The sequence below is a fragment of the Klebsiella michiganensis genome (assembly GCF_015139575.1).
Lineage (GTDB): Bacteria > Pseudomonadota > Gammaproteobacteria > Enterobacterales > Enterobacteriaceae > Klebsiella > Klebsiella michiganensis.
Genome location: NZ_AP022547.1, coordinates 3,969,094 through 3,995,100 on the forward strand (window position 1 = coordinate 3,969,094; position 26,007 = coordinate 3,995,100).

Consider the following 26,007-nt stretch of genomic DNA (forward strand, 5'->3'; position numbering starts at 1 on the left):
TACCACTTTATGTGAGCTCAGATTATGCGGAGTTTTCGCTGAAAAAAACCAGCGGAAAATGAGAGGTGAAAGCGAGCGTAACTGGCAGTTTCATCTAAGCTTGTAAGCGTTATCACAAAAAGGAGATGGAGAACCATGAAACAGACCGTGGCGGCATACATTGCCAAAACTCTTGAACAGGCTGGCGTTAAACGTATTTGGGGCGTAACCGGGGATTCGCTCAACGGCTTAAGCGACAGCCTGAACCGTATGGGGACCATCGACTGGATGCCCACGCGCCATGAAGAAGTGGCCGCCTTCGCCGCCGGGGCGGAAGCGCAGCTTACCGGCGAACTGGCGGTCTGCGCAGGCTCCTGCGGGCCGGGCAACCTGCATCTGATTAACGGCCTTTTCGACTGCCACCGCAATCACGTTCCGGTTCTGGCCATCGCCGCCCATATTCCTTCCAGCGAAATCGGCAGCGGCTATTTTCAGGAAACGCATCCGCAGGAGCTGTTCCGGGAATGCAGTCACTACTGTGAACTGGTCTCAACCCCGGAACAGATCCCGCAGGTGCTGGCCATCGCCATGCGCAAAGCGGTGATTAACCGCGGCGTCTCGGTAGTGGTGCTTCCCGGCGACGTTGCGCTGAAAGCCGCGCCGGAAAGCGCCAGCAGCCACTGGTACCACGCGCCGCTGCCGCAGGTGACGCCGGCGGAAGAAGAGCTGAAAAAGCTGGCCCAGCTGCTGCGCTATTCAAGCAACATCGCCCTGATGTGCGGCAGCGGCTGCGCCGGGGCGCATAAAGAGCTGGTAGACTTCGCCGCGAAGCTCAAAGCGCCTATCGTTCACGCGCTGCGCGGCAAAGAGCACGTAGAATACGACAACCCTTATGATGTGGGGATGACCGGACTGATTGGCTTCTCCTCCGGCTTCCACACCATGATGAACGCCGACACCCTGGTGCTGCTCGGCACCCAGTTCCCCTATCGCGCCTTCTACCCGACGGACGCGAAAATCATTCAGATTGATATCAATCCCGGCAGTATTGGCGCCCACAGTAAAGTGGATATGGCGCTGGTCGGCGATATTAAATCGACCCTCAGCGCGCTGATGCCGCATCTTGAGGAGAAAACCGACCGTAAGTTCCTCGATAAAGCGCTGGAACACTATCGCGACGCGCGCAAGGGGCTTGATGACCTGGCGAAGCCCAGCGACAAAACAATTCATCCGCAGTATCTGGCGCAGCGCATCAGCCACTATGCCGACGACGATGCCATCTTTACCTGCGACGTGGGTACGCCGACCGTCTGGGCCGCGCGCTATTTGCAGATGAACGGCAAGCGCCGCCTGCTCGGATCGTTCAACCATGGGTCAATGGCTAACGCCATGCCGCAGGCCATCGGTGCGAAGGCCACCGCCCCTGACCGTCAGGTTGTGGCAATGTGCGGCGACGGCGGCTTCAGCATGCTGATGGGGGATTTTCTCTCGCTGGCGCAGATGAAGCTGCCGGTGAAGATCGTTATCTTCAATAACAGCGTACTGGGCTTCGTGGCGATGGAGATGAAGGCCGGGGGCTATCTGACAGACGGCACTGAACTTCACGCCACCAACTTTGCCCGCATCGCCGAAGCGTGCGGCATCAAGGGCATACGTGTTGAAAGCGCGTCAGAGGTTGATGAAGCGCTGCAAACCGCTTTCGCTACCGATGGCCCGGTCCTGGTGGATGTGGTCGTCGCCAGTGAAGAACTGGCGATGCCGCCGCAAATTAAACTGGAGCAGGCCAAAGGTTTCAGCCTTTATATGCTGCGCGCGATTATCAGCGGCCGCGGCGACGAAGTTATCGAACTGGCGAAAACTAACTGGCTAAGGTAAAAATATCCTTTTCAATTCATACGCAAAATTATTCGTGTTGCCTCAAGGCGGCAAGGCCGAAAATCCCCGGGCGCAGAGATAACTCTGTGACCGGGGTTTGAGGGAGCAGCCAACGCCGGGGCAGCGCGAAGGATGAAGTGTATAAGGATATGACATGATAGATTTACGCAGCGATACCGTTACCCGTCCGGGCCGCGCCATGCTGGAAGCCATGATGGCCGCTCCGGTCGGGGATGACGTGTATGGCGATGACCCGACCGTTAACGAACTCCAGCGCTTTGCCGCCGACCTGGCGGGCAAAGAGGCCGCTATCTTCCTGCCTAGCGGCACCCAGGCCAACCTGGTCGCCCTGCTCAGCCACTGCCAGCGCGGCGAAGAGTATATCGTCGGCCAGGGCGCGCATAACTATCTCTACGAAGCCGGCGGCGCGGCGGTGCTTGGCAGCATCCAGCCGCAGCCAATCGATGCCGCAGCGGACGGTTCCCTGCAGCTGGATAAAGTCGCGGCCAAAATCAAACCGGACGATATCCATTTCGCCCCTACCCGGCTGCTGTCGCTGGAAAACACCCATAACGGCAAAGTGCTGCCGCGTGAATATCTCAAAGAAGCCTGGGAGTTTACGCGCCAGCGCGGCCTGGGACTGCACGTTGACGGGGCGCGTATTTTTAACGCCGTCGTGGAATACGGCTGCGCGCTGCGCGAGATCGCCCGCTACTGCGACTCCTTCACCATCTGCCTGTCTAAAGGACTCGGCGCGCCGGTAGGCTCGCTGCTGGTGGGGAGCGAAGAGTACATTCACCGCGCTATCCGCTGGCGGAAAATGGTCGGCGGCGGGATGCGTCAGGCCGGTATTCTGGCGGCCGCGGGCCTGTATGCCCTGCAGAACAACGTCGCGCGCTTAAAAGAGGATCACGACAACGCCGCGTGGATGGCGGAGCAGCTGCGCGCCGCCGGCGCCGAGGTGACGCGTCATGATACCAATATGCTGTTTGTTCGCGTCGGTGAAGCGCGCGCCGCCGCGCTGGGCGAGTATCTGCGCGAACGCGGGGTGCTGATCAACGCCTCGCCCATCGTGCGCCTGGTGACGCATATTGACGTTAACCGCCAGCAGCTCACCGAGGTGGTTAGCCACTGGCAGGCATTTTTAAACCGTTAAGGAGTCCGGCGTGTCGCAGCGAATTCTGGTGCTTGGCGCCAGCGGTTATATCGGCCAGCATCTGGTGAAAAGGCTCAGCGAGCAGGGCTTCACCGTGCTGGCGGCGGCACGCCAGATCGACAGGCTTAAAAAACAGCAGCTCCCCGGCGTCGAGTGCTATTCGCTCGATTTAAACCAGCCGGACGCGCTACCCGCCCTGCTGGCGCAGGCTGATACCGTTTACTATCTGGTGCACGGGATGGGCGAAGGCGGCGACTTTATCCGCCACGAACGGCGGGTCGCCCTCAACGTTCGCGACGCGCTGCGCAAGTCGCCGGTGAACGAAGTCATCTTTCTCAGTTCCTTACAGGTGGAGAAGCAGGAGCAATCCGATCATCTGCGCGCCCGCCAGATCACCGGCGATCTGCTGCGCGAATCAGGCGTTCCGGTAGCGGAAGTTCGCGCCGGCATTATCGTCGGCGCCGGTTCCGCCGCCTTCGAAGTGATGCGCGATATGGTCTACAACCTGCCGGTGCTGACGCCGCCGCGCTGGGTGCGCTCGCGCACCACGCCGATTGCGCTGGAAAATTTACTCTACTATCTGCTGCAGCTGCTAAACCATCCGGCCCGCGAGCATCGGGTGTTTGAAGCCGCCGGACCGGAAATTTTGAGCTATCAGCAGCAGTTCATCCGCTTTATGGCGGTCAGCGGCAAACGCCGCCCGCTGATCCCCATCCCTTTCCCGACCCGCTGGATTTCGGTGTGGTTTCTCAACGTCATTACCTCAGTGCCGCCAACCACGGCCAAAGCGCTGATCCAGGGGCTAAAGCACGATCTGATTGCCGACGATCGGGCCCTGCGGGCCTTAATTCCTCAACCGCTTATCGCGTTTGATGAAGCGGTGCGCCTTACGCTTAAAGAAGAGGAGCAGCTGGTGAACTCCAGCGACTGGGGCTACGATGCGCAGGCCTTCGCCCGCTGGCGGCCCGAGTACGGCTACTATCCGAAACAGGCAGGCTGTACCGTTAACACTTCCGCCAGCCTTGCTGCGCTGTGGAAGGTAGTCAACCAAATTGGCGGCAAAGAGGGCTATTTCTTCGGCAACGCTCTGTGGAAAACACGCGGGGTGATGGATCTGCTGGTCGGTCACCGGCTGGCAAAAGGTCGCCCGGAAAATGAATATCTGCAGACCGGCGATGCGGTGGACAGCTGGAAGGTGATTATCGTCGAGCCGGAAAAGCAGTTGACGCTGTTATTCGGCATGAAAGCGCCCGGCCTTGGCCGCCTGAGCTTTACCCTGCGCGATAAAGGCGATCATCGCGAACTGGACGTGCGCGCCTGGTGGCACCCGCACGGTATGCCGGGGCTTTTCTACTGGCTGCTGATGATCCCGGCGCATCTGTTTATTTTTCGCGGTATGGCGCGACGCATCGCCCACCTGGCGGAGCAAATCACCATCAAATAGAGTATAGGTGCAGAATTCTTTCATGATTCTCATTGCATCGTAGTCAGAATCACGGAAAAATGCGCACGAAATTCTTTTGTTAAACAGTGGATCGATATGAAGGTACTGGTTACCGGTGCGACCAGCGGATTGGGCCGCAACGCGGTGGAATATCTGCGTAACAGGGGCATTAGCGTCAGAGCGACCGGGCGCAACGAAGCGATGGGCAAGCTTCTGAGCAAAATGGGCGCAGAGTTCGTCCCTGCGGACTTAACCGAGCTGGTCTCTTCGCAGGCCAAAGTGATGCTCGCCGGTATCGATACCCTGTGGCACTGTTCCAGCTTTACCTCGCCGTGGGGCACCCAGCAGGCCTTCGATTTAGCTAACGTGCGCGCGACCCGGCGTCTCGGCGAGTGGGCGGTTGCCTGGGGCGTGCGCAACTTCGTGCATATCTCTTCGCCGTCGCTCTATTTTGATTATCACCATCATCGCGATGTTGCGGAGGATTTCCGCCCGCAGCGTTTCGCCAACGAATTCGCCCGCAGCAAGGCAGCAAGCGAAGATGTGATCAATCTGCTGGCGCAGGCCAACCCAAATACCCGTTTTACAATCCTGCGTCCGCAAAGCCTGTTTGGCCCGCATGATAAAGTGTTTATCCCGCGCCTGGCGCAGATGATGCAGCACTACGGCAGCGTCCTGTTGCCGCGCGGCGGCAGCGCGCTGGTGGATATGACCTACTATGAAAACGCGGTACACGCGATGTGGCTCGCCAGCCAGCCGCAGAGTGACCTTCTGCCCTCGGCCCGCGCGTACAACATTACTAACGGCGAACCGCAAACCCTGCACAGCATTGTGCAGAAACTCATAGACGAGCTGGGGATTAAGTGCCGCATCCGTTCGGTTCCCTATCCCATGCTGGATATCATCGCCCGCAGCATGGAGCGCTTTGGCAATAAGTCAGCGAAAGAGCCCGCATTTACCCACTACGGCGTCTCTAAGCTGAACTTTGATTTTACTCTTGATATCTCCCGCGCCCAGCAGGAGCTAGGCTATCAGCCGGTCATCACGATGGATGAAGGGATTCTCCGCACCGCCGCGTGGTTGAAGGACCACGGCAAGCTGCACTATTAACCACGCCCGTACTTTTCCAGCAGCGCTCCGGCTATCGCCAGGGTTTGCGCATCGGCAACCCCGTCCCAGCGCGCGGGACGGAAGTGCATCTGGAAAGCCATAATGACCCGCTTCTGCTGCGCTGGCGTCATTTCCGGCGTCACCTGATAGCCGTAGCGCGCCAGGACGTCCAGCAGCTCTGCGGCGTCGACCGGCTCGTATGATGGGCGCCCCTGCAGATAAAACGCCACGCGCCGGGCATCAGGCCATGCGCCAATCCCCTGCTCAGCCAGCCTGCGCCACGGGAACAGCGGCCCCGGATCGTCTTTGCGCTGCGGCGCGATATCCGCATGGGCGACCACGTTCTGCGGCGCGATGTGGTAGCGGGCGATAATATCTTTCGCCAGCGGGATCAGGGCGTCAATCTGAGCCGGATTAAACGGCGTAAAGCTTTTCACCCCCGCCGTTTTTTGCCAGCCGCGGTTCTCCAGCTCGATGCCAATCGAAGTGTCATTAATGCGCGTGCTGCCGCGCCAGAAGCTGACACCCGCATGCCAGGCCAGTTCCTCTTCCGGCACCAGCTGCCAGATCCGCGGTTTACCTCCGTGCAGCGGCGGTTTCTCCGGGATCAGGTAGTGAGAGCTCACCTGGTTATCCGTCAGCGTCGCCAGCGAAACGTCGAAATCATCGGCGGTGTAGTGAATCACCAGCACTTTGATGCGCGGATAAGCCGCCTGCGCCGGATGGCGCGTATCCAGCTGATAGCCATCGCGATCGATAATACCTTTTTCGCTGGCGCAGCCCGCCAGCAGCAGCGCCAGCAGTACGCCTGCCCGGCAAGCTCTCATCGGCGGGTCTTCACCGCGGTGCCGCTAACGCTGACCATCAGCATGCTGCTATCTTTACCTACGGTTTCGTAGTCAATATCAATGCCGACCACCGCATTGGCGCCCAGCGCCTTCGCCTGCTCGCTCAGCTCTTCAAACGCAATTTCACGGGCCTTACGCAGCTCCTTTTCATAGGCGCCGGAACGACCGCCGACGATATCGCGGATGCTGGCGAAAAAATCGCGGAATACGTTGGCGCCCAGAATCGCTTCCCCCGTGACAACGCCGCAGTATTCAATGATGGGCTGACCTTCGAGGGTCGGAGTGGTGGAAAATTGCATGATGAAACTCCTTCTTTAACGTTCAATGCGTTAGCTCTAAGGGTCAAGCACAATCCCTATCTGATACACTATGCTTGAAAAGATATTCTAACGTAGTGAGCTCATAAGGAAATCATCATGCGCTACAAAGTTCTTGCATTAGTCCTCCCCTGCGCGCTGGCGCTCAGCGCCTGTACTACCGTCACGCCTGCGTACAAAGATAACGGCACCCGCAGCGGCCCCTGCATCGAAGGCGGCCCGGATGACGTAGCGCAGAAGTTTTATGACTACCAGGTACAGCACCGCAACAGCAATTTAACCGCGCTGCGCCCATACCTGAGCGACGGTCTGGCAAAACTGCTGAACGACGCGCGTCAGGACCCGTCTAACAACGCCCTGCTGCAGTCAAATCTTTTCTCCAGCAGCACAACGCCAGCCGACAGCGCCGATGTCGCCAGCGCCTCCACCATCCCTAATCGCGACGCGCGCAATATTCCCCTGCGCGTGGAGCTGAAACAGGGCACCCAAAGCTGGAAAGACGAAGTGCTGATGATTCAGGAAGGCCAGTGCTGGGCCGTGGATGACGTGCGCTACCTCGGCAACAACGCCCATGCGCCGGCGGGCACCCTGCGTCAGAGTCTGGAAAAACGCTAATCCAGGCGTTGGGCCGCTCGGGCCGAATGAAATAACCCCGGTAAAATGTCGGCATTTCCGCTGGTAATGCCGACATTGACTTATCCCACCTTCACGAAGCCATATTTTGTGCTAACTTTAAATGTAAACATGGTTTACATTTAACTTTTAACGCATAAATATTGCATAACTATTCTGCCAAAGGTACTATTTGCGGCCTCAATTGCTATATGTATCAGACTGCCCAGATGAGCATAAAATTAAACGGCATTAATTGCTTCTACGGCGCACACCAGGCGCTGTTCGACATCACGCTGGATTGCCCGCAGGGGGAAACGCTGGTGCTGCTCGGCCCAAGCGGTGCCGGTAAAAGCTCGCTGCTGCGCGTCCTCAATCTGCTGGAGATGCCGCGTTCCGGTACGCTGCATATCGCCGGAAATCATTTCGACTTTACCAAAGCGCCTTCTGACAAAGCCATTCGCGAGCTGCGCCAGAACGTGGGTATGGTTTTCCAACAGTACAATCTGTGGCCGCATCTGACCGTGCAGCAAAATCTGATTGAAGCTCCCTGCCGCGTGCTCGGTTTGAGCAAAGATCAGGCTCTCGCCCGCGCTGAAAAGCTGCTCGAACGTCTGCGCCTGAAACCCTATAGCGATCGCTACCCGCTGCATCTTTCCGGCGGCCAGCAGCAGCGCGTCGCTATTGCCCGCGCCCTGATGATGGAACCGCAGGTTCTGCTGTTCGATGAACCCACGGCGGCGCTCGATCCAGAAATCACCGCCCAGATCGTCAGTATTATCCGCGAACTGGCTGAAACCGGTATTACGCAGGTTATCGTCACCCACGAAGTGGAAGTGGCGCGCAAAACAGCCAGCCGTGTGGTCTATATGGAAAATGGCCATATCGTTGAACAAGGTGATGCCGGCTGCTTCGCGCATCCGCAGACCGACGCGTTTAAAAACTATCTTTCACATTGATGTTTTCGGGGAAATGACGATGAAAAAAGTACTGATTGCCGCTCTTCTTGCGGGCATGAGCCTCTCCGCTACCGCAGCCCAGACCATTCGTTTCGCCACCGAGGCCTCCTACCCTCCGTTTGAATCGATCGATGCCAATAACAAAATTGTCGGCTTTGATGTCGATCTGGCGAACGCGCTGTGTAAAGAGATTGATGCCACCTGCACCTTTACCAACCAGGCTTTCGATAGCCTGATCCCCAGCCTGAAGTTCCGCCGTTTCGACGCGGTCATGGCCGGGATGGACATCACTCCTGAGCGTGAAAAACAGGTGCTGTTCACCACCCCGTACTATGAAAACTCCGCGCTGTTCGTCGGCCAGCAGGGTAAATTCACCAGCATTGACGCCCTGAAAGGCAAGAAAGTCGGCGTGCAGAACGGCACCACTCACCAGAAATTCATCACCGACAAACACCCGGAAATCACGACCGTTCCTTACGACAGCTACCAGAATGCGAAGCTGGACCTGCAGAACGGCCGTATTGATGCCGTATTCGGCGATACCGCCGTGGTGACCGAATGGCTGAAGAGCAATCCGAAGCTGGCCGCGGTGGGCGACAAGGTGACCGATAAAGACTACTTCGGCACCGGTCTCGGCATTGCGCTGCGCCAGGGCAATACCGAACTGCAGCAGAAATTTAACGCTGCGCTGGAAAAAGTGAAAAGCGATGGGACTTACCAGTCTATCTATAACAAATGGTTCCAGAAGTAACGCTGAATGAACGAATTTTTTCCATTAGCAAGCGCCGCCGGGATGACCGTCGGCCTTGCCGTTTGCGCCCTGATCATCGGCCTGGTTCTGGCGATGCTGTTTGCCGTCCTCGAGTCGGTAAAGCTGCGTCCGGTCGCCTGGCTCGCAACCGGCATTGTCACCCTTTTGCGCGGACTACCGGAAATTCTGGTGGTTCTGTTTATCTATTTTGGTTCCTCACAGCTGCTGCTGACCCTTTCTGACGGTTTTACGATCAATCTCGGCATTGTGCAGATCCCGGTACAGATGCAGATTGAAAACTTCGACGTCAGTCCGTTCCTCTGCGGGGCTATCGCGCTTTCTCTGCTGTATGCCGCTTACGCATCGCAGACCCTGCGCGGGGCGCTTAAAGCCGTTCCGCAGGGGCAATGGGAATCCGGTCAGGCGCTGGGATTATCGAAAGCCGCTATTTTCTTTCGCTTAGTGATGCCGCAAATGTGGCGCCACGCGCTGCCGGGACTCGGCAACCAGTGGCTGGTGCTGCTGAAGGATACCGCGCTGGTGAGCCTGATCAGCGTCAACGATCTGATGCTGCAAACTAAAAGCATCGCCACCCGAACCCAGGAGCCGTTTAACTGGTATATCATCGCGGCGGCAATCTATCTGGTCATCACCCTGTTGAGTCAGTACATTCTGAAACGTATTGACCAGCGTGCGACGCGCTTCGAACGGAGACCAGGCTGATGCTTGATTACTTACCCGAACTGCTAAAAGGGCTGCATACCAGCCTGACGCTGACCGCAGCCTCTATCGTCGTAGCGCTGATTCTGTCGCTGATCTTCACCATCATTCTGACGCTAAAAACGCCGGGGCTGGTGTGGATCGTGCGCGGCTATATCACGCTGTTTACCGGCACGCCGCTGCTGGTACAGATCTTCCTGATTTACTACGGCCCGGGACAGTTCCCGTCGCTGCAGGAGTATCCGGTACTCTGGCATCTGATTTCCGAGCCCTGGCTCTGCGCGCTGATCGCCCTTTCTCTCAACAGCGCCGCTTATACCACGCAGCTGTTTTATGGCGCCATTCGCGCCATCCCGGATGGCCAGTGGCAATCCTGCGGCGCGCTGGGAATGAGTAAGAAAGATACGCTGGCGATCCTGCTGCCGTACGCCTTTAAACGCGCCCTCTCCTCCTACTCCAACGAAGTGGTGCTGGTGTTCAAGAGTACGTCTCTGGCCTACACCATTACCCTGATGGAAGTGATGGGTCACAGCCAGCTGCTCTATGGGCGTACCTATGATGTGATGGTGTTCGGCGCCGCTGGCATTGTCTATCTGGTGGTCAATGGCCTGCTGACGCTGTTGATGCGCCTGGTGGAGCATAAAGCGCTGGCCTTTGAGCGACGCAATTAAAAACGCATAAAAAGCCAAATCAAGACGGATAAGCTCACTGGATTATCCGTCTTTTTTTATTCTAATTAAAATAAATATCCATGATTATTGAATATAAATTCATTTAGTGGCATTGTTACTCCCAGCCGCAGACACGGCACAACATCATAAGATTGACCGACGGGAGTTCCACAATGAAAAAGTTAGTTCTGGCCGCACTGCTTAGCACTTTCGCCTTTGGCGCCGCTGCCGCAGAAAAAATCAGCTTTGGCGTTTCTGCAACTTACCCACCGTTTGAATCGATGGACGCCAATAACCAGATCGCCGGTTTCGACATCGATCTGGCAAACGCGCTGTGTAAGCAGATGCAGGCTGAGTGTACGTTTACCAACCATGCCTTCGACAGCCTGATCCCGGCGCTCAAATTTAAGAAATATGATGCGGTCATCTCCGGCATGGACATTACCCCGGAGCGCAGCAAGCAGGTGGCGTTTACCGACCCGTACTACGCTAACTCCGCGCTGGTTATCTCGAAGAAAGATGCCTTCCACTCTTTTGCCGATCTGAAAGGTAAGCGTATCGGGATGGAAAACGGCACCACGCACCAGAAATACCTGCAGGATAAACATCCGGAAGTGAAAACCGTGGCTTACGATAGCTACCAGAATGCGTTTATCGACCTGAAAAATGGCCGTATTGATGGGGTGTTTGGCGATACCGCCGTGGTCAACGAGTGGCTGAAAACCAACCCGCAGCTGGGCGCGGCAACGCCGAAAGTCACCGACGCGCAGTACTTCGGTACCGGCCTCGGCATTGCGGTACGCCCGGATAACAAAGCGCTGCTGGAAAAACTGAACGCCGCGCTGAAGGCGATTAAAGCCGACGGCACCTACGAGAAAATCAGCAAGCAGTGGTTCCCGGAGTAAGCATTTCCCGGAGGCGGCGCTTGACGCGCCTGTCCGGGCTACCGGCCCGCAGACAGTCGTGGCCCGGTAGCCCGGGCAAGCGCAGCGCGGCCCGGGACGAAGCCGCACCAAAGTCTCAATCCCGACGCATTTCCCGGGCTGCGGCGTAAACGCCTTACCCGGGCTACCGGCCCGCAGACAGTCGTGGCCCCGTAGCCCGGGCAAGCGCAGCGCGGCCCGGGACGAAGCCGCACTAAAGCCTCAACCCCGGCGCACTCCCCGGATTGCGGCGTAAACGCCTTACCCGGGCTACCGGTCCGCAGACAGCCGTGGCCCCGTAGCCCGGGCAAGCGCAGCGCGGCCCGGGACGAAGCCGCACCAAAGCCTCAACCCCGGCGCACTCCCCGGGTTGCGGCGTAAACGCCTTCCGGCCCGCAGACAACCGTGGCCCCGTAGCCCGGGCAAGCGCAGCGCGGCCCGGGACGAAGCCGCACTAAAGCCTCAATCCCGGCGTACTCCCCGGATTGCGGCGTAAACGCCTTACCCGGGCTACCGGCCCGCAGACAGCGATAGACCGGTATCCCGATCGGCCAATCCGCCACCTTAAACCGGCAGGGTAAACTGGAAACAGGCCCCTGCGGGCGCTTCAAGCAGGCGAATATCGCCGCCGTGCAGCTGCAGCATCCGTCGCACAATCATCAAACCCAGCCCCCCTCGTGATGCGCTTTGCGCGCCAGGTTCAAGCACCGAAGGCCGTTCGAACAAGGTTGCCCGCAGCTCACCGGCAACGCCCGGTCCGCTATCGGCCACCTCGACGATAAACTCCGGCCCTGAGCGACGCGCCGTCAGGCGGATAAGCCCACCTTCCGGCGTATGGCGAATGGCGTTATCGAGCAGATTAGTCAGCACCCGTTCAATCATCGAGAGATCCGCCGTTATCGGCGGTAGCCCGGTGGCCAGATCCAGCTGTAAACCGATATTGCGCGTCGCGATTGCCAGGTCGAATTTTTGCGCGACATCCTGCACCAGCTCAGCCAGCACGAAGGTTTCCGGCTGCGGCTTAATCCCGCCGTGCTCCAGGCGAGCCAGCTCAAACAGCTGCTGAGAAAGATGGCGGACCTTGTTTCCCTGGCGCAGGGCGATATTCAGATACTGCTTGTTCTCCTCCATCGTCAGGCGATCGGCCTTCAGGCTTAACGTTTCCAGATATCCCAGCAAAGAGGTGAGCGGCGTGCGTAAATCGTGGGAGATATTGGCGACAAATTCTCGCCGCTGGCGATCGCTGTCGGCCAGACGGTCCCACTGCCCGGCAATCTGGCGGGCCAGTTCAATAAAGCGATTATGCAGCACGGCCACTTCATTCCCCGGGTTCACCTCCGGAGTTTGCGCCGCCAGCGCCTTGATCGCATGAATACTGTCCTGGCCGTCGGTTGCCACCAGCGCGGTGAGCTGACGCACCGGGCGCGTTACCCAGAACCAGGCAAGCCAGCCCGCCAGCCCGCCGAGACCGGCCACCAGCAGCAGAGTCCACAGCAGCAGGCTCCACAAGGTTTTCTGCCAGGCGCTCGCCGCCAGTTCATTAAAGGTTTCGCCCTGCAGGATAATGTAGAGATAGCCGCGCAGCTGGCCGTCCTGGCGCAGCGGCGCCACGCTAAACACCTTTTGCTTATCAAGGCTGCGCGGATCGTCGCCGTACACCGGCCAGGCGCCGCCGGAAAGAAACGTTTGCACCGGCGCCAGATCGATGCGCTGGCGCTTAATATGCCCCGGCGGCGCGGCGTCGGCCAGCAGCTCGCCGTCGGGCGAAAGCAGATACAGCTCCACGCTAGGATTGAAGGTCATCAGCCGATCAAAAAGCGGCTTCAGCATCCGGCGATCAACCTGCCCCTGAGCGTCCAGCAGCGGCTCGCGGGCGGCGATCTGCTGCGCCAGCCCGGCGGAGAGACGCTGGACCATGACATTGCCGTACTGCGCGCTGCTGTACAGCTGGATCAGACAAACGGCTACGGCACAGAGCAGCAGCAGTGAGGTAAACACCAGCGCCAGGCGCTGGCTGAGGCTGAGACGGCGGATCATGGCTGCGCCTCTTTGCGCTCCACGGCAAATTTATAGCCTTTTCCCCAGACGGTCAGAATGATGTCCGGCTCCGCCGGGTCGCGCTCAATTTTGGTGCGCAGGCGGTTGATATGGGTATTGACCGTATGCTCATAGCCGTCGTGCTGATAGCCCCACACCCGATCAAGCAGCTCAAGGCGGGAAAAAACCTCCCCCGGATGGCGGGCAAAGTAGTAGAGCAGATCGAACTCGCGCGGCGTCAGATCCACCGTCTCGCCGCGCAGCTTAACGTCGCGCGACAAGGGGTCAATGCTTAAACCATGGCTGGCGATACGACCGGCATCCATCAGCAGATTCTGCCCCATCGCCTCCTGACGACGGAACACCGCTTTGACCCGGGCGGTCAGTTCGAGAATCGAAAACGGTTTGGCCAGATAATCATCCGCCCCCATCTCCAGCCCCTGTACCCGCTGGGTTTCGCTGGCGCGAGCGCTGATAATAATCACCGGCAGATAGCGGGTTTGCTGACGAATGCGCCGACAAATTTCCAGACCGTCTACGCCCGGCAGCATCAGGTCGAGGATCACCGCATCCCAAAGCTCTTTTTCCAGCAGGCGCAGGGCCTGGGCTCCGTCCGCCACGTGGACAATCTGATAACCCTCATCCAGCAGATTCAGGCGCAGCAGCGCGGCGATATCTTCATCATCTTCAACCAACAGGATTTTTTTTGCCACCGGCAGCACTCCGCTATTCTTACGTTCTGATTAGCCAAGCTTACCCGATCTTCACCGCCTGAAGAGTTCACATTTTGTTTATACTTCGCGAACCAGCAGGGTCAGCACCTCATAGTGGGCGGTATGGGGGAACATATCGAACAGCTGGACGCGCTCAATGCGATAACCGGCCAGGCGAGCGATATCTTTCGCCATCGTCCGGGCGTTGCAGCTGGAGTAGATAATAAAGCCTGGCGCCATACGGTTTAAATAGTCGCACAGGCCGTCGCCGATACCGCGACGCGGCGGATTCACCAGCACCAGATCGGGAATATCGCCTTCGCCGGTCGCAAACTGCGTGGAATCGAGCGCCTGAAAATGCAGATTATGCAGCCCGAGCTGCGCCGCCGACTGCTTCGCGCAGGCGATCGCCTCCGGGGCAATTTCAATCCCGGTCAGGCGCATCTCAGGCGTTGCGCTGTGCAGACCAAAGCCGCCCACCCCGCAGAAGAGATCCCACATATGGTTGACCGGCAGCTGGCGCACCCAGTCACGAGCGGTGGCATACAGACGGCTGGCTACCACAGGGTTGGTCTGAAAGAAGCTTTGCGGGCGGATCCACAGCGGCACGCCGTTGAAATTTTCCGCCAGCGCCTGCTGGTCGGTGAGGAAAATTTCCCGCTCTCCTTCCATGATGGCCATATGCACCGGCTGAATATTGGCGGTAATCACCTGCAGCTGCGGCAGCAGCGCCTGAAGCTCCGGCAGCGCGGCGCGCAGCTGGGCAAGCTTGGTCTCCGAACGCAGGACAAAGCGCAGCATCATACCGCCGTCGAGCCGGCTTTCGGTCAGCAGAATGTACTTCAGCTCTCCGCGCCTGCGGGCAACGTTATAGGGCGTGAGCCCGGCGCGGGCGATAAACGGCTTGAGCGCAGCGAAGACGGGCGCGAAGCTTTGCGGATAAAGCGGGCAGTCGGTCAGGTCTTCCGGGGCGCCATCACGGTGCAGCATCCCGAGCAGCGGGCGCTCCACGCTACCGCTGACCACCATTTTCGCTTTGTTGCGAAACCCGCTTTCCGGCCCGCAAACCGGTGCGCACCATTCAGCGACGGGCGCATCGGCGAGAAGCGCGCGCAGATCGGCCATTTTATCGGCGAGCTGTTGGGATACCGGCAGTTCCAGCCACTGGCAGGAGCGGCAGCGGCCCGCGTCATAAAGTGCGCATTGCATAACAAGACCTTCAAAAAAACAGGGGCGGGGATTGTATCACCGTTACTGTAAACGGAAAAAGCGTCGGCACGGGGCCGGCACAAACAGCATCGCCAGCACCAGCAGATCCGGTAGTTTTTGCAGCACCAGGGAGCGAAAGATTTCGCGCTTCGATTCCCCGGCAATACTAAACAGCTCGGGATAACCGTAGCCCAATGAAGCGGCCCACAGGTAGCCAATCACGATAATCTGCGTCAACAGGAACAGCCAACGCGCCCAGTTGCGCCCTTTTACCAGCGAAAACGCGCACCAGATTTCAATAAATACCAGCACCAGACTTGAGAGAAACACCAGGGTGAGCGCCCACGTCTGCACGCTGCGATGGACAAAATCCGCGATTCCCTGAACGCCAAGCTGATTGAGGATCATCAGCAAATCCAGGCCGCGGATTAAAATAATGGCGAAGGCCGCCACCTGCACCAGCGCAGGAACGTTAAGACGAGCATGAGACGAACGCGTTTTAGTAAACAATCCCAACGTAAAGTCTTCCATGAAAACGGCGCCACAAATGCGGCGCCGATGTTAACTCTATTGCAGATTTTAGGTGGTTCAGCCGCTTCTTGCACGCTGGATATCGCGCACCCGCTGCTTTTCCGCGCGGGCCATCAAATACCAGGCGATAAAACCAACAATCCCGACCACGCCGAGGATTAACGTCGCCAGGGCGTTAATCTCCGGGTTGACCCCCATGCGCACGCTGGAGAAGACCAGCATCGGCAGCGTCGTCGCCCCCGGCCCGGAAACAAAGCTGGCAATAACCAGGTCGTCGAGCGACAACGTAAAGGCCAGCAGCCAACCGGAGACCACCGCCGGCATAATCATCGGCAGCGTAATGACGAAAAAGACCTTCAGCGGCGCGGCGCCCAGATCCATCGCCGCCTCTTCAATAGAGTGGTCCAGCTCACGCAGGCGCGATGAAATGACCACCGCGACGTACGCGGTACAGAAGGTGACGTGCGCCAGCCAGATGGTCAGCATGCCGCGATCCGACGGCCAGCCAATTGAATGCCCCAGCGCGACAAACAGCAGCAGCAGCGACAGGCCAGTAATCACATCGGGCATCACCAGCGGCGCGGTGATCATAAAAGCAAAGCCGTTTGAACCGCGGAAGCGGCCAAAACGCACCATCACCACTGCGGCAATGGTACCGAGGATCACCGCCGCCGTCGCGGCGCAGGCGGCAATGGTCAGACTTAAGCCTACCGCGCTCATCATCGCATCGTCATGAAACAGCTCGCGATACCAGCGCGTCGACCACCCCGCCCATACCGTCACCAGCTTTGAGCTGTTGAACGAGTAAATCACCAGCATCAGCATCGGGGCATACAGAAAGGTAAAGCCGAGCAGCAGAATCAAAATTCGCCACGGCGAACGGACTACCGGTAAATTATTCATCCGTGTTCCCCCACCTGTTTTTGCTGATGCTTGTGGAACCACATGATCGGTACGATCAGCAGCAACAGCATCACGATCGCCACCGCCGACGCCACCGGCCAGTCGCGGTTATTGAAAAACTCCTGCCACAGCACGCGGCCAATCATAATGCTGTCTGGCCCGCCCAGCAGTTCCGGGATAACGAACTCCCCGACTGCCGGAATAAACACCAGCATCGACCCGGCAATAATCCCGCCTTTGGTGAGGGGAACGATCACCTGGAAGAAGGTCTTCAGCGGCCGGGCCCCCAGATCCAGCGACGCCTCCACCAGCGAGTAATCGATACGCGTGAGGGCGGTATAGATCGGCAGCACCATAAACGGCAAGTAGGCGTAAACAATACCGATATAGACCGCCAGGTTGGTGTGCAGGATCTCCAGCGGCTGGTCGATGACCCCCAGCCACAGCAGGAAGTTGTTCAGCACGCCGTTGCTTTTCAGCAGCCCCATCCAGGCATAGACGCGGATCAGGAAGGAGGTCCATGACGGCAGGATCACCAGCAGCAGCAGAATATTTCGCGTCGATGGCTTACTGTGCGCCACCGCCCACGCCAGCGGATACCCCAACAGCAGGCAGCAGAACGTCGAGATCGCCGCCACCTGAAGCGATTGCAGATACGCTTCAAAATAGAGCGGATCGTCGGTGAGCTGCAGGAAATTCCCGAGATTCAGCGTTAACGTAAGCTGACCGTCGGCCCACTCCAGCAGGTCGGTATAGGGTGGGATCGCCCGCGCCATCTCCGCCAGGCTGATTTTAAAGACGATCAGGAACGGCAGCAGAAACAGCAGGATCAGCCACACGTAGGGCAGCGCAATGACCAGCTTGCGCCCGTGGGCCATCTGCAGCCGCGCCAGCCACAGCGCAAAACCGCCAGGTTTTTTTACGCCTGACGGGGGTTCTAATGTACTCATCGCCCTCTCCTTACACCGTCAACACGACGCAGCTATCGGCATCCCAGCACAAACGCACCTCATCACCCCAGGTGGGCGCCCCTTTACGGTAACGGTGTTCGTTTTGCAGCTGAGCGCTCAGCATCTGCCCGCTTTTCAGGCGCACATGGTAGATAGACAGGTCGCCGAGATAGGCAATATAGATAACCTCGCCCACCGCAAAGTTATAGCCATCCGCGGGCGGGTCTTCGCAGAGCATGATTTTTTCCGGGCGCAGGGCCACCCACACCGGCACGTTATCGACGACAGAGGCATCGGGATCGACCTTCAGCGGATGGGTCAGGCCCGGAGAGTCCAGCACCAGGCCATCTTCCTGCCGCTCTTTCACCAACCCTTCAAAGACGTTGACCGAGCCGATAAACTCCGCGCTGTAGCGGGTGGTCGGGTGCTCGTAGATTTCCTCCGGCTCGCCGATTTGCACGAACTTGCCGCGGTTCATAATGGCGATACGCCCCGCCATGGTCATCGCCTCTTCCTGATCGTGGGTCACCATCACGCAGGTAACGCCGACGCGCTCAAGGATATCGACCACTTCCAGCTGCATCCTGTCGCGCAGCTTCTTATCCAGCGCCCCCATTGGCTCATCAAGCAGCAGCAGTTTCGGTCTTTTCGCCAGGCTGCGGGCCAGGGCCACGCGCTGACGCTGGCCGCCGGAGAGCTGATGCGGTTTACGCTTTGCGAACTCCTGCATATGCACCAGCGCCAGCATCTCCTGCACCCGGCTGGTGATTTCGGCCTTGGGCAATTTGTCCTGCTTGAGGCCAAAGGCGATATTCTGCTCCACCGTCATATGGGGAAACAGCGCGTAGGACTGGAACATCATATTAATCGGCCGCTGATACGGCGGCACCCGCGCCAGATCGACGCCATCCAGGACAATCTGTCCGGCGGTAGGCTGTTCAAATCCCGCCAGCATGCGCAGCAGGGTTGACTTGCCGCAGCCGGATGCGCCCAGCAGGGCAAAAATTTCGCCTTTATAAATGGTGAGATTGACGTCATCGACGGCGTGCTGGCCATCGAAGGACTTGGTTAAATTACGGATTTCCAGCAGCGGGGTCAGCGCTTTGGGGGTTTTCGCCTGCGGGCGAGGAATCACATCATTCACGGGGTGTTCTCCGGCAGAAATCAAATCATGGTGCAGGCGCACCATCGCGGTGCGCCTGTTGCCGGCAGCGCGACGCTTATCCGGCCTACAACTCACGGAGAATTACTTACCGCTTTTCACCTTCGTCCACGCGCGAGTACGCACGCGGTCGATTTTCGGATCCTGGACTTTCAAGGTGAACAGCTTGGCGAAGACGTCAGCCGGCGGGTAAATGGCCGGGTTATTGCGGATCGCTTCGCTGACCAGCGGAACAGAGGCTTTGTTGCCGTTAGCGTAATAGACATGATCGCTGATGTGGGCGATAACATCCGGGCGCATCAGATAGTTCAGGAACTGATAAGCCTCATCTTTGTTTTTCGCATCCGCCGGCATGGCGAAGACGTCGAAGAACGCCAGCGCGCCCTCTTTCGGAATATAGTAGGAAACATTCACCCCATTTTTCGCTTCTTTCGCCCGGTTAGCCGCCTGCCATACGTCGCCCGCCCAGCCGATAGCGACGCAGATATCACCGTTCGCCAGGTCGTTGATGTACTGAGAGGAGTGGAAATAGCGAATATTCGGACGCAGCTTCAGCAGCAGCTCGGTCGCCGGGCCGGTGTAATCATCGGCTTTAGTACTGTTAGGATCTTTGCCGAGATAGTTCAGCACGGTGGCGAAAATCTCTTCCGGGGCATCCAGGAAGGAGACGCCGCAGCTTTTCAGCTTTTCCAGGTTTTCCGGCTTCATCACCAGATCCCAGCTGTCCAGCGGCGCATCTTTGCCCAGCACGGCTTTCACTTTATCGATGTTATAGCCTATGCCGGTTGTCGCCCACAGGTACGGGATCGCGTATTTATTGTCGGGGTCGTGCTTCGCGACCAGCTTCAATACTTCCGGGTCGAGATTTTTCCAGTTGGGAAGCTTACTTTTATCCAGCGGCTGGAATACCCCGGCCGCCAGCTGGCGTTCAAGGAAGCTTGCCGACGGTACCACCAGGTCAAAACCGGTGCTGCCCGCCATGAGCTTACCCTCCAGCACTTCGTTGGAGTCAAAGACGTCATACACCACTTTAATACCGGTCTCTTTTTCAAAATTCGCCACCGTATCCGGCGCAATATAATCAGACCAGTTATAAACATGCAGGGTTTTTTGTTCGGCTGCGAGCGAACCGGCAGAAACGGCCATCAGCGCACCCGTAACCAGACCTGTTAACCATTTTTTACCAAAGGCGGTCATATCTCTTATTCCTTCTCAATGCCCGTTAACAAGCGGGCTGAATATACGCACTTGTTCGCATGCAATAATCATGCATATTTTTTCATTGCCTAAGAAAAGGAGAGAGGACCTCTCCCGGAATGGTTGCCCGCAACTGGAAGCAGCGTCAGAATAACTGTAGCCAGAATAAGAGGCTATAGCCCAGGTAAAAAAACGGCTTTTATCAATTTTTTATGCAATAAGGGTCTATGTGATAAGCCGAAAGCGGCGGAATGGCGGTGAAAAATTCTTTTCCGGAAGGTTAATAGCAGAATAAAAGCATGTAATACGCAGCCGCTATGGCAGTGGCTGCGCTATTTTTCGACAGGCTTAGTGAAGAAAATGGTACTGAATATTCTCAGCCACCGGCTCTTCTTCCTCAGACTTATACAGCACCTGATTGGCGCTGGCTTCGAGGATGACCATCGATATCTGTTCTTCGCTCTGGCGGAAAAACCACGCGAACTGATCGATCGTCACGCCGACGCCAACGGTCAAGGCCTGGCACACCACCAGCTTTGGCAGATTATCATCCTGAATATCGAGGAAAGCTTTCACCGTCAACGAACTGGCGTTAATCGCAGAAAGATCGGCGGAGAGCGGCAGCAGCGCGGAGGGTTTCACCTCTGCCAGCGCGGAGAAAAGCACCACGTTATCCACCAGGTCAAGTTTGGCATCAAAAATGCCTTCGAAATTTTGCATATGCGGCAGGTGCAGTGCCTGGCAGGAATCACACTCAAAAAAGCTGATGCCCAATTCGTCGAGCCATTGACGTAACGTATCAAGACCCGGAACGACCAGTGAATCCATATGACCTGTGACCTCTTACTGTGAAAAATGCGACGCCATAGCTTACGCAAAAAAAGCGTCCTGTTCCATGACGGTGTCGTGAAAGGGAATTATCCGCCCATTTTCAGACAAAATCCGGGCGTGGCTTGTCGTTCGATCCAGGCGATCATTTTGCCGGCAATATCGACGCCGGTGGTGGTTTCAATTCCTTCCAGCCCAGGAGAAGCATTGACCTCCATCACCAGAGGACCGCGCGCGGCGCGCAGGATATCAACGCCGGCCACGTCCAGCCCGAGCGTTTGCGCGGCCTTAATGGCCATTTCACGCTCCTGCTCGCTGATATACGCCACCGACGCCACGCCGCCGCGATGCAGGTTAGAGCGAAAATCCCCCTCCTTCGCCCGCCGTTCAATCGCCGCCACCACTTCATTACCCACCACGAGGCAGCGCACGTCCCGCCCCTTCGCCTCGGCGATATACTCCTGCACCAGAATATGCGCATTCAGGCCGCGAAAAGCGTCGATGACGCTCTCTGCCGCCTGGCGCGTTTCGGCCAGCACGACGCCGATGCCCTGGGTACCCTCCACCAGCTTTACCACCAGCGGCGCGCCGCCAACCATGGCAATCAGGTCGCTGGTATCATCTGGCGAATGGGCAATACCGGTGAGCGGCAGATCGATCCCCTGACGGGCCAGCAGCTGGAGCGAGCGCAGCTTGTCGCGGGCGCGGGTGATCGCCACCGATTCATTCAGCGGATAGCTGCCCAGCAGCTCAAACTGACGCAGCGCCGCGGTACCATAGTAAGTGATCGCCGTGCCAATGCGCGGGATCACGGCGTCAAAATGCGGGAGCTGGCGACCTTTATAGTGAATCGACGAGGCCACCGGACTGACGTTCATATAACAGGAAAGCGGATCGAGGATTTCCACCTGGTGCCCGCGTTTTTGCGCGGCTTCGCGCAGGCGTCGACATGAATAAAGCGTTCCATCCCGGGATAATATGGCAATTTTCACCCTGCACCTCTGCGAAAAGACCCGCTCTGGCGGGCCTCTGGTAGTCAATTAGCGCTGACCTGCGGAATTTCCTTGCGTCAGACCGAGGGCAGTTTACACGCAATCAGCGCGTAGCCCATCCCTGCTTATGCAGATATTGCAGAATAAACGGACGGCTCTCTTTAACAATAGTCCGACGGATATGGTCGCTCCAGGTATCGCGACGCGTATTGCTGCCGCGAGAGAGATAATACTGCGCTATCTGCTCGTCATATTCCGCAAGCACCGCGTCGTCCACCGGCTGATAGTGATTTTCATGCACCAGCATCGCCGACGGCATGCGCGGTTTCACCTCCGGGTTATCGTCCGGCCAGCCAAGGCACAGGCCAAACAGCGGCAGTACGTGCTGCGGGAGCTTCAGCAGCTCGGTCACCGCATCGATATTGTTGCGCAGGCCGCCAATATAGACGCCGCCGAGGCCAAGGGATTCCGCCGCCACCAGCGCATTCTGCGCCAGAATCGCGGTATCGACGCAGCCCAGCAGCAGCTGTTCGGCGAGGCCCAGCTGAGCGTCCGGGCAGATTTGCAGATTGCGATTGAAATCAGCGCAGAATACCCAAAATTCAGCGGCCTGCGCTACGTGCTGCTGGCCGCCGCTCAGCGGGACCAGCTGTTGGCGTATTTCCGGGTCGGTAACGCGAATAATTGAGGAGCATTGTAAAAAACTGGAGCTGGAAGCGCCCTGCGCGCTGGCAATAATCGCGGCGCGCTGTTCGTCGCTTATCGGCGCGTCGGTAAAATGGCGAATAGAACGGTGGCTACGCAGCAGCTCAATGGTCGGCGTCATCTCGTTTTTCTCTGTCAGGCAATGAAGAAGGTGGGGTTTTCGTTTGCGTCAACTGCGGGGCAATCACTTTCGCCACTCGCCACACTAACGCCACGGCGGCCGGAAGCATCAGCAGGATCCCCGCGAAGATCATCAGCAGCGCCGCCGTTGGGCTGGAAAACGGCGCGGGCAGGCTGACGTACTGGTTGAGCGAGAGCCAGGCCAGGGTCAACAGCACCATGCCGATAATCTCGACTACCAGAATGCTTTTTGGTAATGCAGCGGGCGATCGCATAACGCTCCTTCGGTCAAAATCATGCACGCTCCCGGGCAAAAACCGGTCGCGTATCAGGGGAGTATAGCGGTTTCATCAGCAGAATATTTACCAAACATAGCCTTAAGCCATCGAAGCAAAAGGCAGAACCTTCTTTCCCTCCTCGACATAACGCGGCATGATACGCGGCATTCGCCATCCGGCTGAGGTTTAAGGAGAAGGACTATGTTTACGGTAATTTTTGGTCGTCCAGGCTGCCCCTATTGCGTTCGCGCCAAAGAGCTGGCGGAAAAACTGAGCAACGAGCGTGATGATTTTAACTATCGCTATATTGATATTCACGCAGAAGGCATCAGCAAAGCCGACCTGGAAAAAACCGTAGGTAAACCGGTTGAAACCGTACCGCAGATTTTTGTCGATCAGAAGCACATTGGCGGCTGCACTGACTTTGAAGCCTGGGCGAAAGAGAATCTCGGCCTGTTCGCCTGAGACGGCTCACTCCTCTGACGAGTGCCTGCGTCTGGTATCAAGCCAGGCGCAAATAAACAAAAAGCACAGCGCGCCAAGCGCGCACCAGAACACCGCGCTAAACAGCCACGCCAGTTCCTGCCAGAAAGAACGCTCGGTCACAAAGAAAAGCCGCATAACCACCAGACAGACAGGTGCAGCCAGCATCGCGCCAATAAGCGGACGCAGTACCCGCTGCCCGGGAGAGAGGCAGCTTGCCGCCGCACCGGGGAGCAAAAAGAACAGCAGCCCGAGCTCAGGGTGACCGGTAGCCCGAAAGGCGCCTTTCATATGTAACAGTAGTGATAAACAAACCACGATAAATAGAAAGAACCCACAGATAATACCGGCCCAAGCACGCTCAGATTTCACGACATCCTCCTGATTTTGCCTCTAACCAACTTCCACTTCGCCCAGTCAGATAAAGATTCTGGCAATCCATGCCAATAAAAGATCCCGTCAATGTAAACACGATTGTTACTAGCCGCAGCCTCCAGGAAAGATTAAACTGTCGACTATATTTTGCTGGTTATAACGGGATGCCAGAATAGCGTTCGGGACAACGCGAACACTGGACCAACCTTAGACCAAATAACCATTTCCTTCAACAACTTACTAGTAAATGAGAAGTTGGCTTTCGTGAATATAAACGTCGCAGATTTGTTAAACGGGAATTACATCCTGTTATTGTTCGTTGTGCTTGCATTAGGACTCTGCCTCGGGAAACTGCGTCTCGGGTCGGTACAACTTGGTAATTCCATTGGCGTTTTAGTGGTTTCCCTATTATTAGGGCAACAGCATTTCAGTATTAACACTGATGCCCTCAATCTCGGCTTTATGCTGTTTATTTTCTGCGTCGGCGTGGAAGCGGGGCCCAACTTTTTTTCTATTTTTTTTCGCGACGGCAAAAATTACCTGATGCTCGCGCTGGTGATGGTCGGCAGCGCGATGCTGATCGCCATGGGGCTGGGTAAGCTCTTCGGCTGGGATATCGGCCTGACGGCCGGGATGCTCGCCGGCGCCATGACCTCCACGCCCGTGCTGGTGGGCGCCGGGGATACGCTACGGCACTTCGGCATGCCCAGCGACCAGCTCGCCCTCTCGCTCGATCATCTGAGCCTCGGCTATGCGCTGACCTACCTGATTGGCCTGGTCAGCCTGATCGTCGGCGCCCGCTATATGCCGAAGCTGCAGCATCAGGATTTGCAAACCAGCGCCCAGCAAATCGCCCGCGAGCGCGGCCTCGATACCGACTCCCGGCGCAAGGTCTATCTGCCGGTGATCCGCGCCTACCGCGTCGGTCCGGAGCTGGTGGCGTGGGCTGATGGTAAAAACCTGCGCGAGCTGGGCATTTACCGCCAGACCGGCTGCTACATTGAGCGCATCCGCCGCAACGGCATTCTCGCGAACCCGGACGGCGATGCGGTGCTGCAGATGGGCGATGATATCGCCCTGGTAGGTTACCCGGATGCCCATGCCCGCCTCGACCCAAGCTTCCGTAACGGCAAAGAGGTCTTCGACCGCGATCTGCTCGATATGCGCATCGTCACCGAAGAGATCGTGGTCAAAAACCACAATGCCGTCGGCCGTCGCCTGGCGCAGCTGAAGCTGACCGATCACGGCTGCTTCTTAAACCGCGTTATCCGCAGCCAGATCGAAATGCCTATCGACGATAACGTGGTGCTCAACAAGGGCGATGTGCTGCAGGTCAGCGGCGACGCGCGTCGCGTTAAAACCGTCGCGGATCGTATCGGCTTTATCTCCATCCACAGCCAGGTGACCGACCTGCTCGCCTTCTGCGCCTTCTTTATCGTTGGCCTGATGATCGGCATGATCACCTTCCAGTTCAGCTCGTTCAGCTTCGGCATCGGTAACGCCGCCGGTCTGCTGTTTGCCGGCATTATGCTCGGTTTCCTGCGCGCCAACCATCCGACGTTTGGCTACATTCCGCAGGGAGCGCTGAATATGGTGAAGGAGTTCGGCCTGATGGTGTTTATGGCAGGCGTGGGGCTCAGCGCGGGCGCCGGCATAAATAACGGCCTCGGCGCCGTCGGCGGTCAGATGCTGGCGGCGGGCCTCATCGTCAGCCTGGTGCCGGTGGTTATCTGCTTCCTGTTCGGCGCGTACGTGCTGCGCATGAACCGGGCGATGCTCTTCGGCGCCATGATGGGGGCCCGTACCTGCGCGCCGGCGATGGAAATCATCAGCGATACCGCGCGCAGCAATATTCCTGCGCTGGGATACGCGGGGACCTACGCCATCGCTAACGTGTTGTTAACCCTGGCAGGTACGCTGATTGTCATCATCTGGCCGGGGCTACAGTGAATTTTTTAAGAAAAAAAACGCGCATACGCAGAACTTTTTTTGCTGGCATCAGTCATAAGTAGTGCCACTGCTTTTCTTTGATGTCCCCATTTTGTGGAGCCCATCAACCCCGCCACTTAGGTTCAAGGTTGATGGGTTTTTTGTTGCCTGAATTTTACAGCCTTTAAAATCATTGAGTTACAACCCCTATTTTTAAGACATGGCGACAA

27 protein-coding genes are annotated in these 26,007 nt (G+C 57.6%); 12 read left to right on the plus strand and 15 right to left on the minus strand.

The features are described 5' to 3' along the window. Positions 1-135: 135 nt before the first annotated feature. The 4 genes from poxB (at position 136) to JLG71_RS18665 (ending at position 5,564) form a co-directional block, all read left to right on the plus strand. Positions 136-1,854, plus strand: coding sequence for a ubiquinone-dependent pyruvate dehydrogenase (gene poxB, locus JLG71_RS18650; protein WP_025108290.1), 1,719 nt, complete (start codon positions 136-138; stop codon positions 1,852-1,854). A gap of 154 nt (positions 1,855-2,008) precedes the next feature. Then, positions 2,009-3,010: a low-specificity L-threonine aldolase gene (gene ltaE, locus JLG71_RS18655; RefSeq protein WP_200913744.1), complete on the plus strand. Its 1,002-nt coding sequence runs from the start codon at positions 2,009-2,011 to the stop codon at positions 3,008-3,010. 10 nt (positions 3,011-3,020) lie between these two features. Next, a complete protein-coding gene (locus JLG71_RS18660) occupies positions 3,021-4,454 on the plus strand; it encodes a DUF2867 domain-containing protein (protein WP_025108288.1) in 1,434 nt (477 codons plus the stop codon). Positions 4,455-4,550: 96 nt separating this feature from the next. Next, positions 4,551-5,564 carry an NAD-dependent epimerase/dehydratase family protein gene (locus JLG71_RS18665; RefSeq protein ID WP_009653274.1) on the plus strand — a complete coding sequence of 338 codons (1,014 nt, stop codon included), beginning with the start codon at positions 4,551-4,553 and terminating at the stop codon, positions 5,562-5,564. On the opposite strand, the gene JLG71_RS18670 is transcribed toward JLG71_RS18665, so the two are convergent. Together JLG71_RS18670 and JLG71_RS18675 are read right to left on the minus strand one after the other, a co-directional pair. Continuing rightward, positions 5,561-6,391: an N-acetylmuramoyl-L-alanine amidase gene (locus JLG71_RS18670; RefSeq protein WP_200913745.1), complete on the minus strand. Its 831-nt coding sequence runs from the start codon at positions 6,389-6,391 to the stop codon at positions 5,561-5,563. The genes JLG71_RS18665 and JLG71_RS18670 overlap by 4 nt on opposite strands. Next, positions 6,388-6,711 carry a heavy metal-binding domain-containing protein gene (locus tag JLG71_RS18675; protein WP_004100606.1) on the minus strand — a complete coding sequence of 108 codons (324 nt, stop codon included), beginning with the start codon at positions 6,709-6,711 and terminating at the stop codon, positions 6,388-6,390. Before JLG71_RS18675 ends, JLG71_RS18670 begins: the two co-directional genes overlap by 4 nt. Before the next feature lie 117 nt (positions 6,712-6,828). Here JLG71_RS18675 and JLG71_RS18680 point away from each other — a divergent pair, with 117 nt between their 5' ends. The 6 genes from JLG71_RS18680 (at position 6,829) to artJ (ending at position 11,347) form a co-directional block, all read left to right on the plus strand. Continuing rightward, the gene (locus tag JLG71_RS18680; RefSeq protein ID WP_200913746.1) at positions 6,829-7,344 is read left to right on the plus strand and encodes a lipoprotein; all 516 of its coding nucleotides are present in this window, start codon (positions 6,829-6,831) and stop codon (positions 7,342-7,344) included. Positions 7,345-7,571: 227 nt separating this feature from the next. After that, a complete protein-coding gene (gene artP / locus JLG71_RS18685; protein ID WP_004111834.1) occupies positions 7,572-8,300 on the plus strand; it encodes an arginine ABC transporter ATP-binding protein ArtP in 729 nt (242 codons plus the stop codon). Between the two features lie 19 nt (positions 8,301-8,319). Next, a complete protein-coding gene (gene artI / locus JLG71_RS18690; protein ID WP_004130868.1) occupies positions 8,320-9,051 on the plus strand; it encodes an arginine ABC transporter substrate-binding protein ArtI in 732 nt (243 codons plus the stop codon). A 6-nt stretch (positions 9,052-9,057) separates the two neighbouring features. Beyond that, the gene (gene artQ / locus JLG71_RS18695) at positions 9,058-9,774 is read left to right on the plus strand and encodes an arginine ABC transporter permease ArtQ (RefSeq protein ID WP_004100599.1); all 717 of its coding nucleotides are present in this window, start codon (positions 9,058-9,060) and stop codon (positions 9,772-9,774) included. Beyond that, the gene (gene artM / locus JLG71_RS18700) at positions 9,774-10,442 is read left to right on the plus strand and encodes an arginine ABC transporter permease ArtM (protein ID WP_014228606.1); all 669 of its coding nucleotides are present in this window, start codon (positions 9,774-9,776) and stop codon (positions 10,440-10,442) included. The genes artQ and artM overlap by 1 nt, the downstream gene beginning before the upstream one ends. Before the next feature lie 173 nt (positions 10,443-10,615). Continuing rightward, positions 10,616-11,347 (plus strand): arginine ABC transporter substrate-binding protein ArtJ, encoded by a 732-nt coding sequence (artJ, locus tag JLG71_RS18705; protein WP_014228605.1) that lies wholly within the window; start codon positions 10,616-10,618, stop codon positions 11,345-11,347. 582 nt (positions 11,348-11,929) lie between these two features. Here artJ and JLG71_RS18710 read toward each other — a convergent pair. The 12 genes from JLG71_RS18710 to JLG71_RS18765 form a co-directional block, all read right to left on the minus strand. Then, positions 11,930-13,402, minus strand: a complete 1,473-nt coding sequence (locus tag JLG71_RS18710) for a sensor histidine kinase (RefSeq protein ID WP_186006477.1) — start codon at positions 13,400-13,402, stop codon at positions 11,930-11,932. Beyond that, a complete protein-coding gene (locus JLG71_RS18715; protein ID WP_004849381.1) occupies positions 13,399-14,115 on the minus strand; it encodes a response regulator transcription factor in 717 nt (238 codons plus the stop codon). Before JLG71_RS18715 ends, JLG71_RS18710 begins: the two co-directional genes overlap by 4 nt. 78 nt (positions 14,116-14,193) lie before the next feature. Next, positions 14,194-15,324 (minus strand): 23S rRNA (uracil(747)-C(5))-methyltransferase RlmC, encoded by a 1,131-nt coding sequence (gene rlmC, locus JLG71_RS18720; RefSeq protein ID WP_049069655.1) that lies wholly within the window; start codon positions 15,322-15,324, stop codon positions 14,194-14,196. A 42-nt stretch (positions 15,325-15,366) separates the two neighbouring features. Then, complete coding sequence (locus JLG71_RS18725; protein ID WP_004100588.1) at positions 15,367-15,855, minus strand: YbjO family protein; 489 nt, start codon at positions 15,853-15,855, stop codon at positions 15,367-15,369. 57 nt (positions 15,856-15,912) lie between these two features. Beyond that, positions 15,913-16,758 (minus strand): putrescine ABC transporter permease PotI, encoded by an 846-nt coding sequence (potI, locus tag JLG71_RS18730; RefSeq protein WP_004130847.1) that lies wholly within the window; start codon positions 16,756-16,758, stop codon positions 15,913-15,915. Next, on the minus strand, positions 16,755-17,708 hold the full coding sequence (gene potH, locus JLG71_RS18735; RefSeq protein ID WP_014228601.1) for a putrescine ABC transporter permease PotH: 954 nt from the start codon (positions 17,706-17,708) through the stop codon (positions 16,755-16,757). Before potH ends, potI begins: the two co-directional genes overlap by 4 nt. A 10-nt stretch (positions 17,709-17,718) precedes the next feature. Then, a complete protein-coding gene (potG, locus tag JLG71_RS18740; protein WP_004134592.1) occupies positions 17,719-18,852 on the minus strand; it encodes a putrescine ABC transporter ATP-binding subunit PotG in 1,134 nt (377 codons plus the stop codon). Positions 18,853-18,954: 102 nt separating this feature from the next. Continuing rightward, positions 18,955-20,067, minus strand: coding sequence for a spermidine/putrescine ABC transporter substrate-binding protein PotF (potF, locus tag JLG71_RS18745; protein WP_186006478.1), 1,113 nt, complete (start codon positions 20,065-20,067; stop codon positions 18,955-18,957). Positions 20,068-20,415: 348 nt separating this feature from the next. Next, entirely contained in the window at positions 20,416-20,895 is a 480-nt protein-coding gene (locus tag JLG71_RS18750; RefSeq protein ID WP_004849367.1) for a type III secretion system chaperone family protein, read from the minus strand. Positions 20,896-20,984: 89 nt separating this feature from the next. After that, a complete protein-coding gene (gene rimK / locus JLG71_RS18755; RefSeq protein WP_009653278.1) occupies positions 20,985-21,887 on the minus strand; it encodes a 30S ribosomal protein S6--L-glutamate ligase in 903 nt (300 codons plus the stop codon). Between the two features lie 103 nt (positions 21,888-21,990). Beyond that, a complete protein-coding gene (gene nfsA, locus JLG71_RS18760) occupies positions 21,991-22,713 on the minus strand; it encodes a nitroreductase NfsA (protein ID WP_025108025.1) in 723 nt (240 codons plus the stop codon). After that, positions 22,697-22,987 carry a YbjC family protein gene (locus JLG71_RS18765; RefSeq protein ID WP_200913747.1) on the minus strand — a complete coding sequence of 97 codons (291 nt, stop codon included), beginning with the start codon at positions 22,985-22,987 and terminating at the stop codon, positions 22,697-22,699. Before JLG71_RS18765 ends, nfsA begins: the two co-directional genes overlap by 17 nt. A gap of 204 nt (positions 22,988-23,191) precedes the next feature. Here JLG71_RS18765 and JLG71_RS18770 point away from each other — a divergent pair, with 204 nt between their 5' ends. After that, a complete protein-coding gene (locus tag JLG71_RS18770) occupies positions 23,192-23,455 on the plus strand; it encodes a GrxA family glutaredoxin (RefSeq protein WP_004100567.1) in 264 nt (87 codons plus the stop codon). Between the two features lie 6 nt (positions 23,456-23,461). On the opposite strand, the gene ybjM is transcribed toward JLG71_RS18770, so the two are convergent. Further along, positions 23,462-23,845, minus strand: coding sequence for an inner membrane protein YbjM (gene ybjM / locus JLG71_RS18775; RefSeq protein WP_004849358.1), 384 nt, complete (start codon positions 23,843-23,845; stop codon positions 23,462-23,464). Between the two features lie 267 nt (positions 23,846-24,112). Between ybjM and JLG71_RS18780 the strand changes: the two genes are divergently transcribed. Further along, positions 24,113-25,798 (plus strand): aspartate:alanine antiporter, encoded by a 1,686-nt coding sequence (locus JLG71_RS18780; RefSeq protein WP_004849356.1) that lies wholly within the window; start codon positions 24,113-24,115, stop codon positions 25,796-25,798. Positions 25,799-26,007 lie beyond the last annotated feature (209 nt).

Bases quoted from the DNA above. Each gene is read 5' to 3' on its own strand.
- poxB (WP_025108290.1), top strand. From the start codon at position 136: ATGAAACAGACCGTGGCGGCATACATTGCCAAAACTCTTGAACAGGCT.
- rlmC (WP_049069655.1), bottom strand. From the start codon at position 15,324: ATGCAATGCGCACTTTATGACGCGGGCCGCTGCCGCTCCTGCCAGTGG.
- artQ (WP_004100599.1), top strand. From the start codon at position 9,058: ATGAACGAATTTTTTCCATTAGCAAGCGCCGCCGGGATGACCGTCGGC.
- potI (WP_004130847.1), bottom strand. From the start codon at position 16,758: ATGAATAATTTACCGGTAGTCCGTTCGCCGTGGCGAATTTTGATTCTG.
- artM (WP_014228606.1), top strand. From the start codon at position 9,774: ATGCTTGATTACTTACCCGAACTGCTAAAAGGGCTGCATACCAGCCTG.
- JLG71_RS18670 (WP_200913745.1), bottom strand. From the start codon at position 6,391: ATGAGAGCTTGCCGGGCAGGCGTACTGCTGGCGCTGCTGCTGGCGGGC.
- artP (WP_004111834.1), top strand. From the start codon at position 7,572: ATGAGCATAAAATTAAACGGCATTAATTGCTTCTACGGCGCACACCAG.
- potH (WP_014228601.1), bottom strand. From the start codon at position 17,708: ATGAGTACATTAGAACCCCCGTCAGGCGTAAAAAAACCTGGCGGTTTT.
- JLG71_RS18710 (WP_186006477.1), bottom strand. From the start codon at position 13,402: ATGATCCGCCGTCTCAGCCTCAGCCAGCGCCTGGCGCTGGTGTTTACC.
- JLG71_RS18750 (WP_004849367.1), bottom strand. From the start codon at position 20,895: ATGGATTCACTGGTCGTTCCGGGTCTTGATACGTTACGTCAATGGCTC.
- JLG71_RS18765 (WP_200913747.1), bottom strand. From the start codon at position 22,987: ATGCGATCGCCCGCTGCATTACCAAAAAGCATTCTGGTAGTCGAGATT.
- JLG71_RS18770 (WP_004100567.1), top strand. From the start codon at position 23,192: ATGTTTACGGTAATTTTTGGTCGTCCAGGCTGCCCCTATTGCGTTCGC.
- JLG71_RS18680 (WP_200913746.1), top strand. From the start codon at position 6,829: ATGCGCTACAAAGTTCTTGCATTAGTCCTCCCCTGCGCGCTGGCGCTC.
- JLG71_RS18665 (WP_009653274.1), top strand. From the start codon at position 4,551: ATGAAGGTACTGGTTACCGGTGCGACCAGCGGATTGGGCCGCAACGCG.
- potF (WP_186006478.1), bottom strand. From the start codon at position 20,067: ATGACCGCCTTTGGTAAAAAATGGTTAACAGGTCTGGTTACGGGTGCG.
- nfsA (WP_025108025.1), bottom strand. From the start codon at position 22,713: ATGACGCCGACCATTGAGCTGCTGCGTAGCCACCGTTCTATTCGCCAT.
- artJ (WP_014228605.1), top strand. From the start codon at position 10,616: ATGAAAAAGTTAGTTCTGGCCGCACTGCTTAGCACTTTCGCCTTTGGC.
- ltaE (WP_200913744.1), top strand. From the start codon at position 2,009: ATGATAGATTTACGCAGCGATACCGTTACCCGTCCGGGCCGCGCCATG.
- JLG71_RS18675 (WP_004100606.1), bottom strand. From the start codon at position 6,711: ATGCAATTTTCCACCACTCCGACCCTCGAAGGTCAGCCCATCATTGAA.
- JLG71_RS18725 (WP_004100588.1), bottom strand. From the start codon at position 15,855: ATGGAAGACTTTACGTTGGGATTGTTTACTAAAACGCGTTCGTCTCAT.
- artI (WP_004130868.1), top strand. From the start codon at position 8,320: ATGAAAAAAGTACTGATTGCCGCTCTTCTTGCGGGCATGAGCCTCTCC.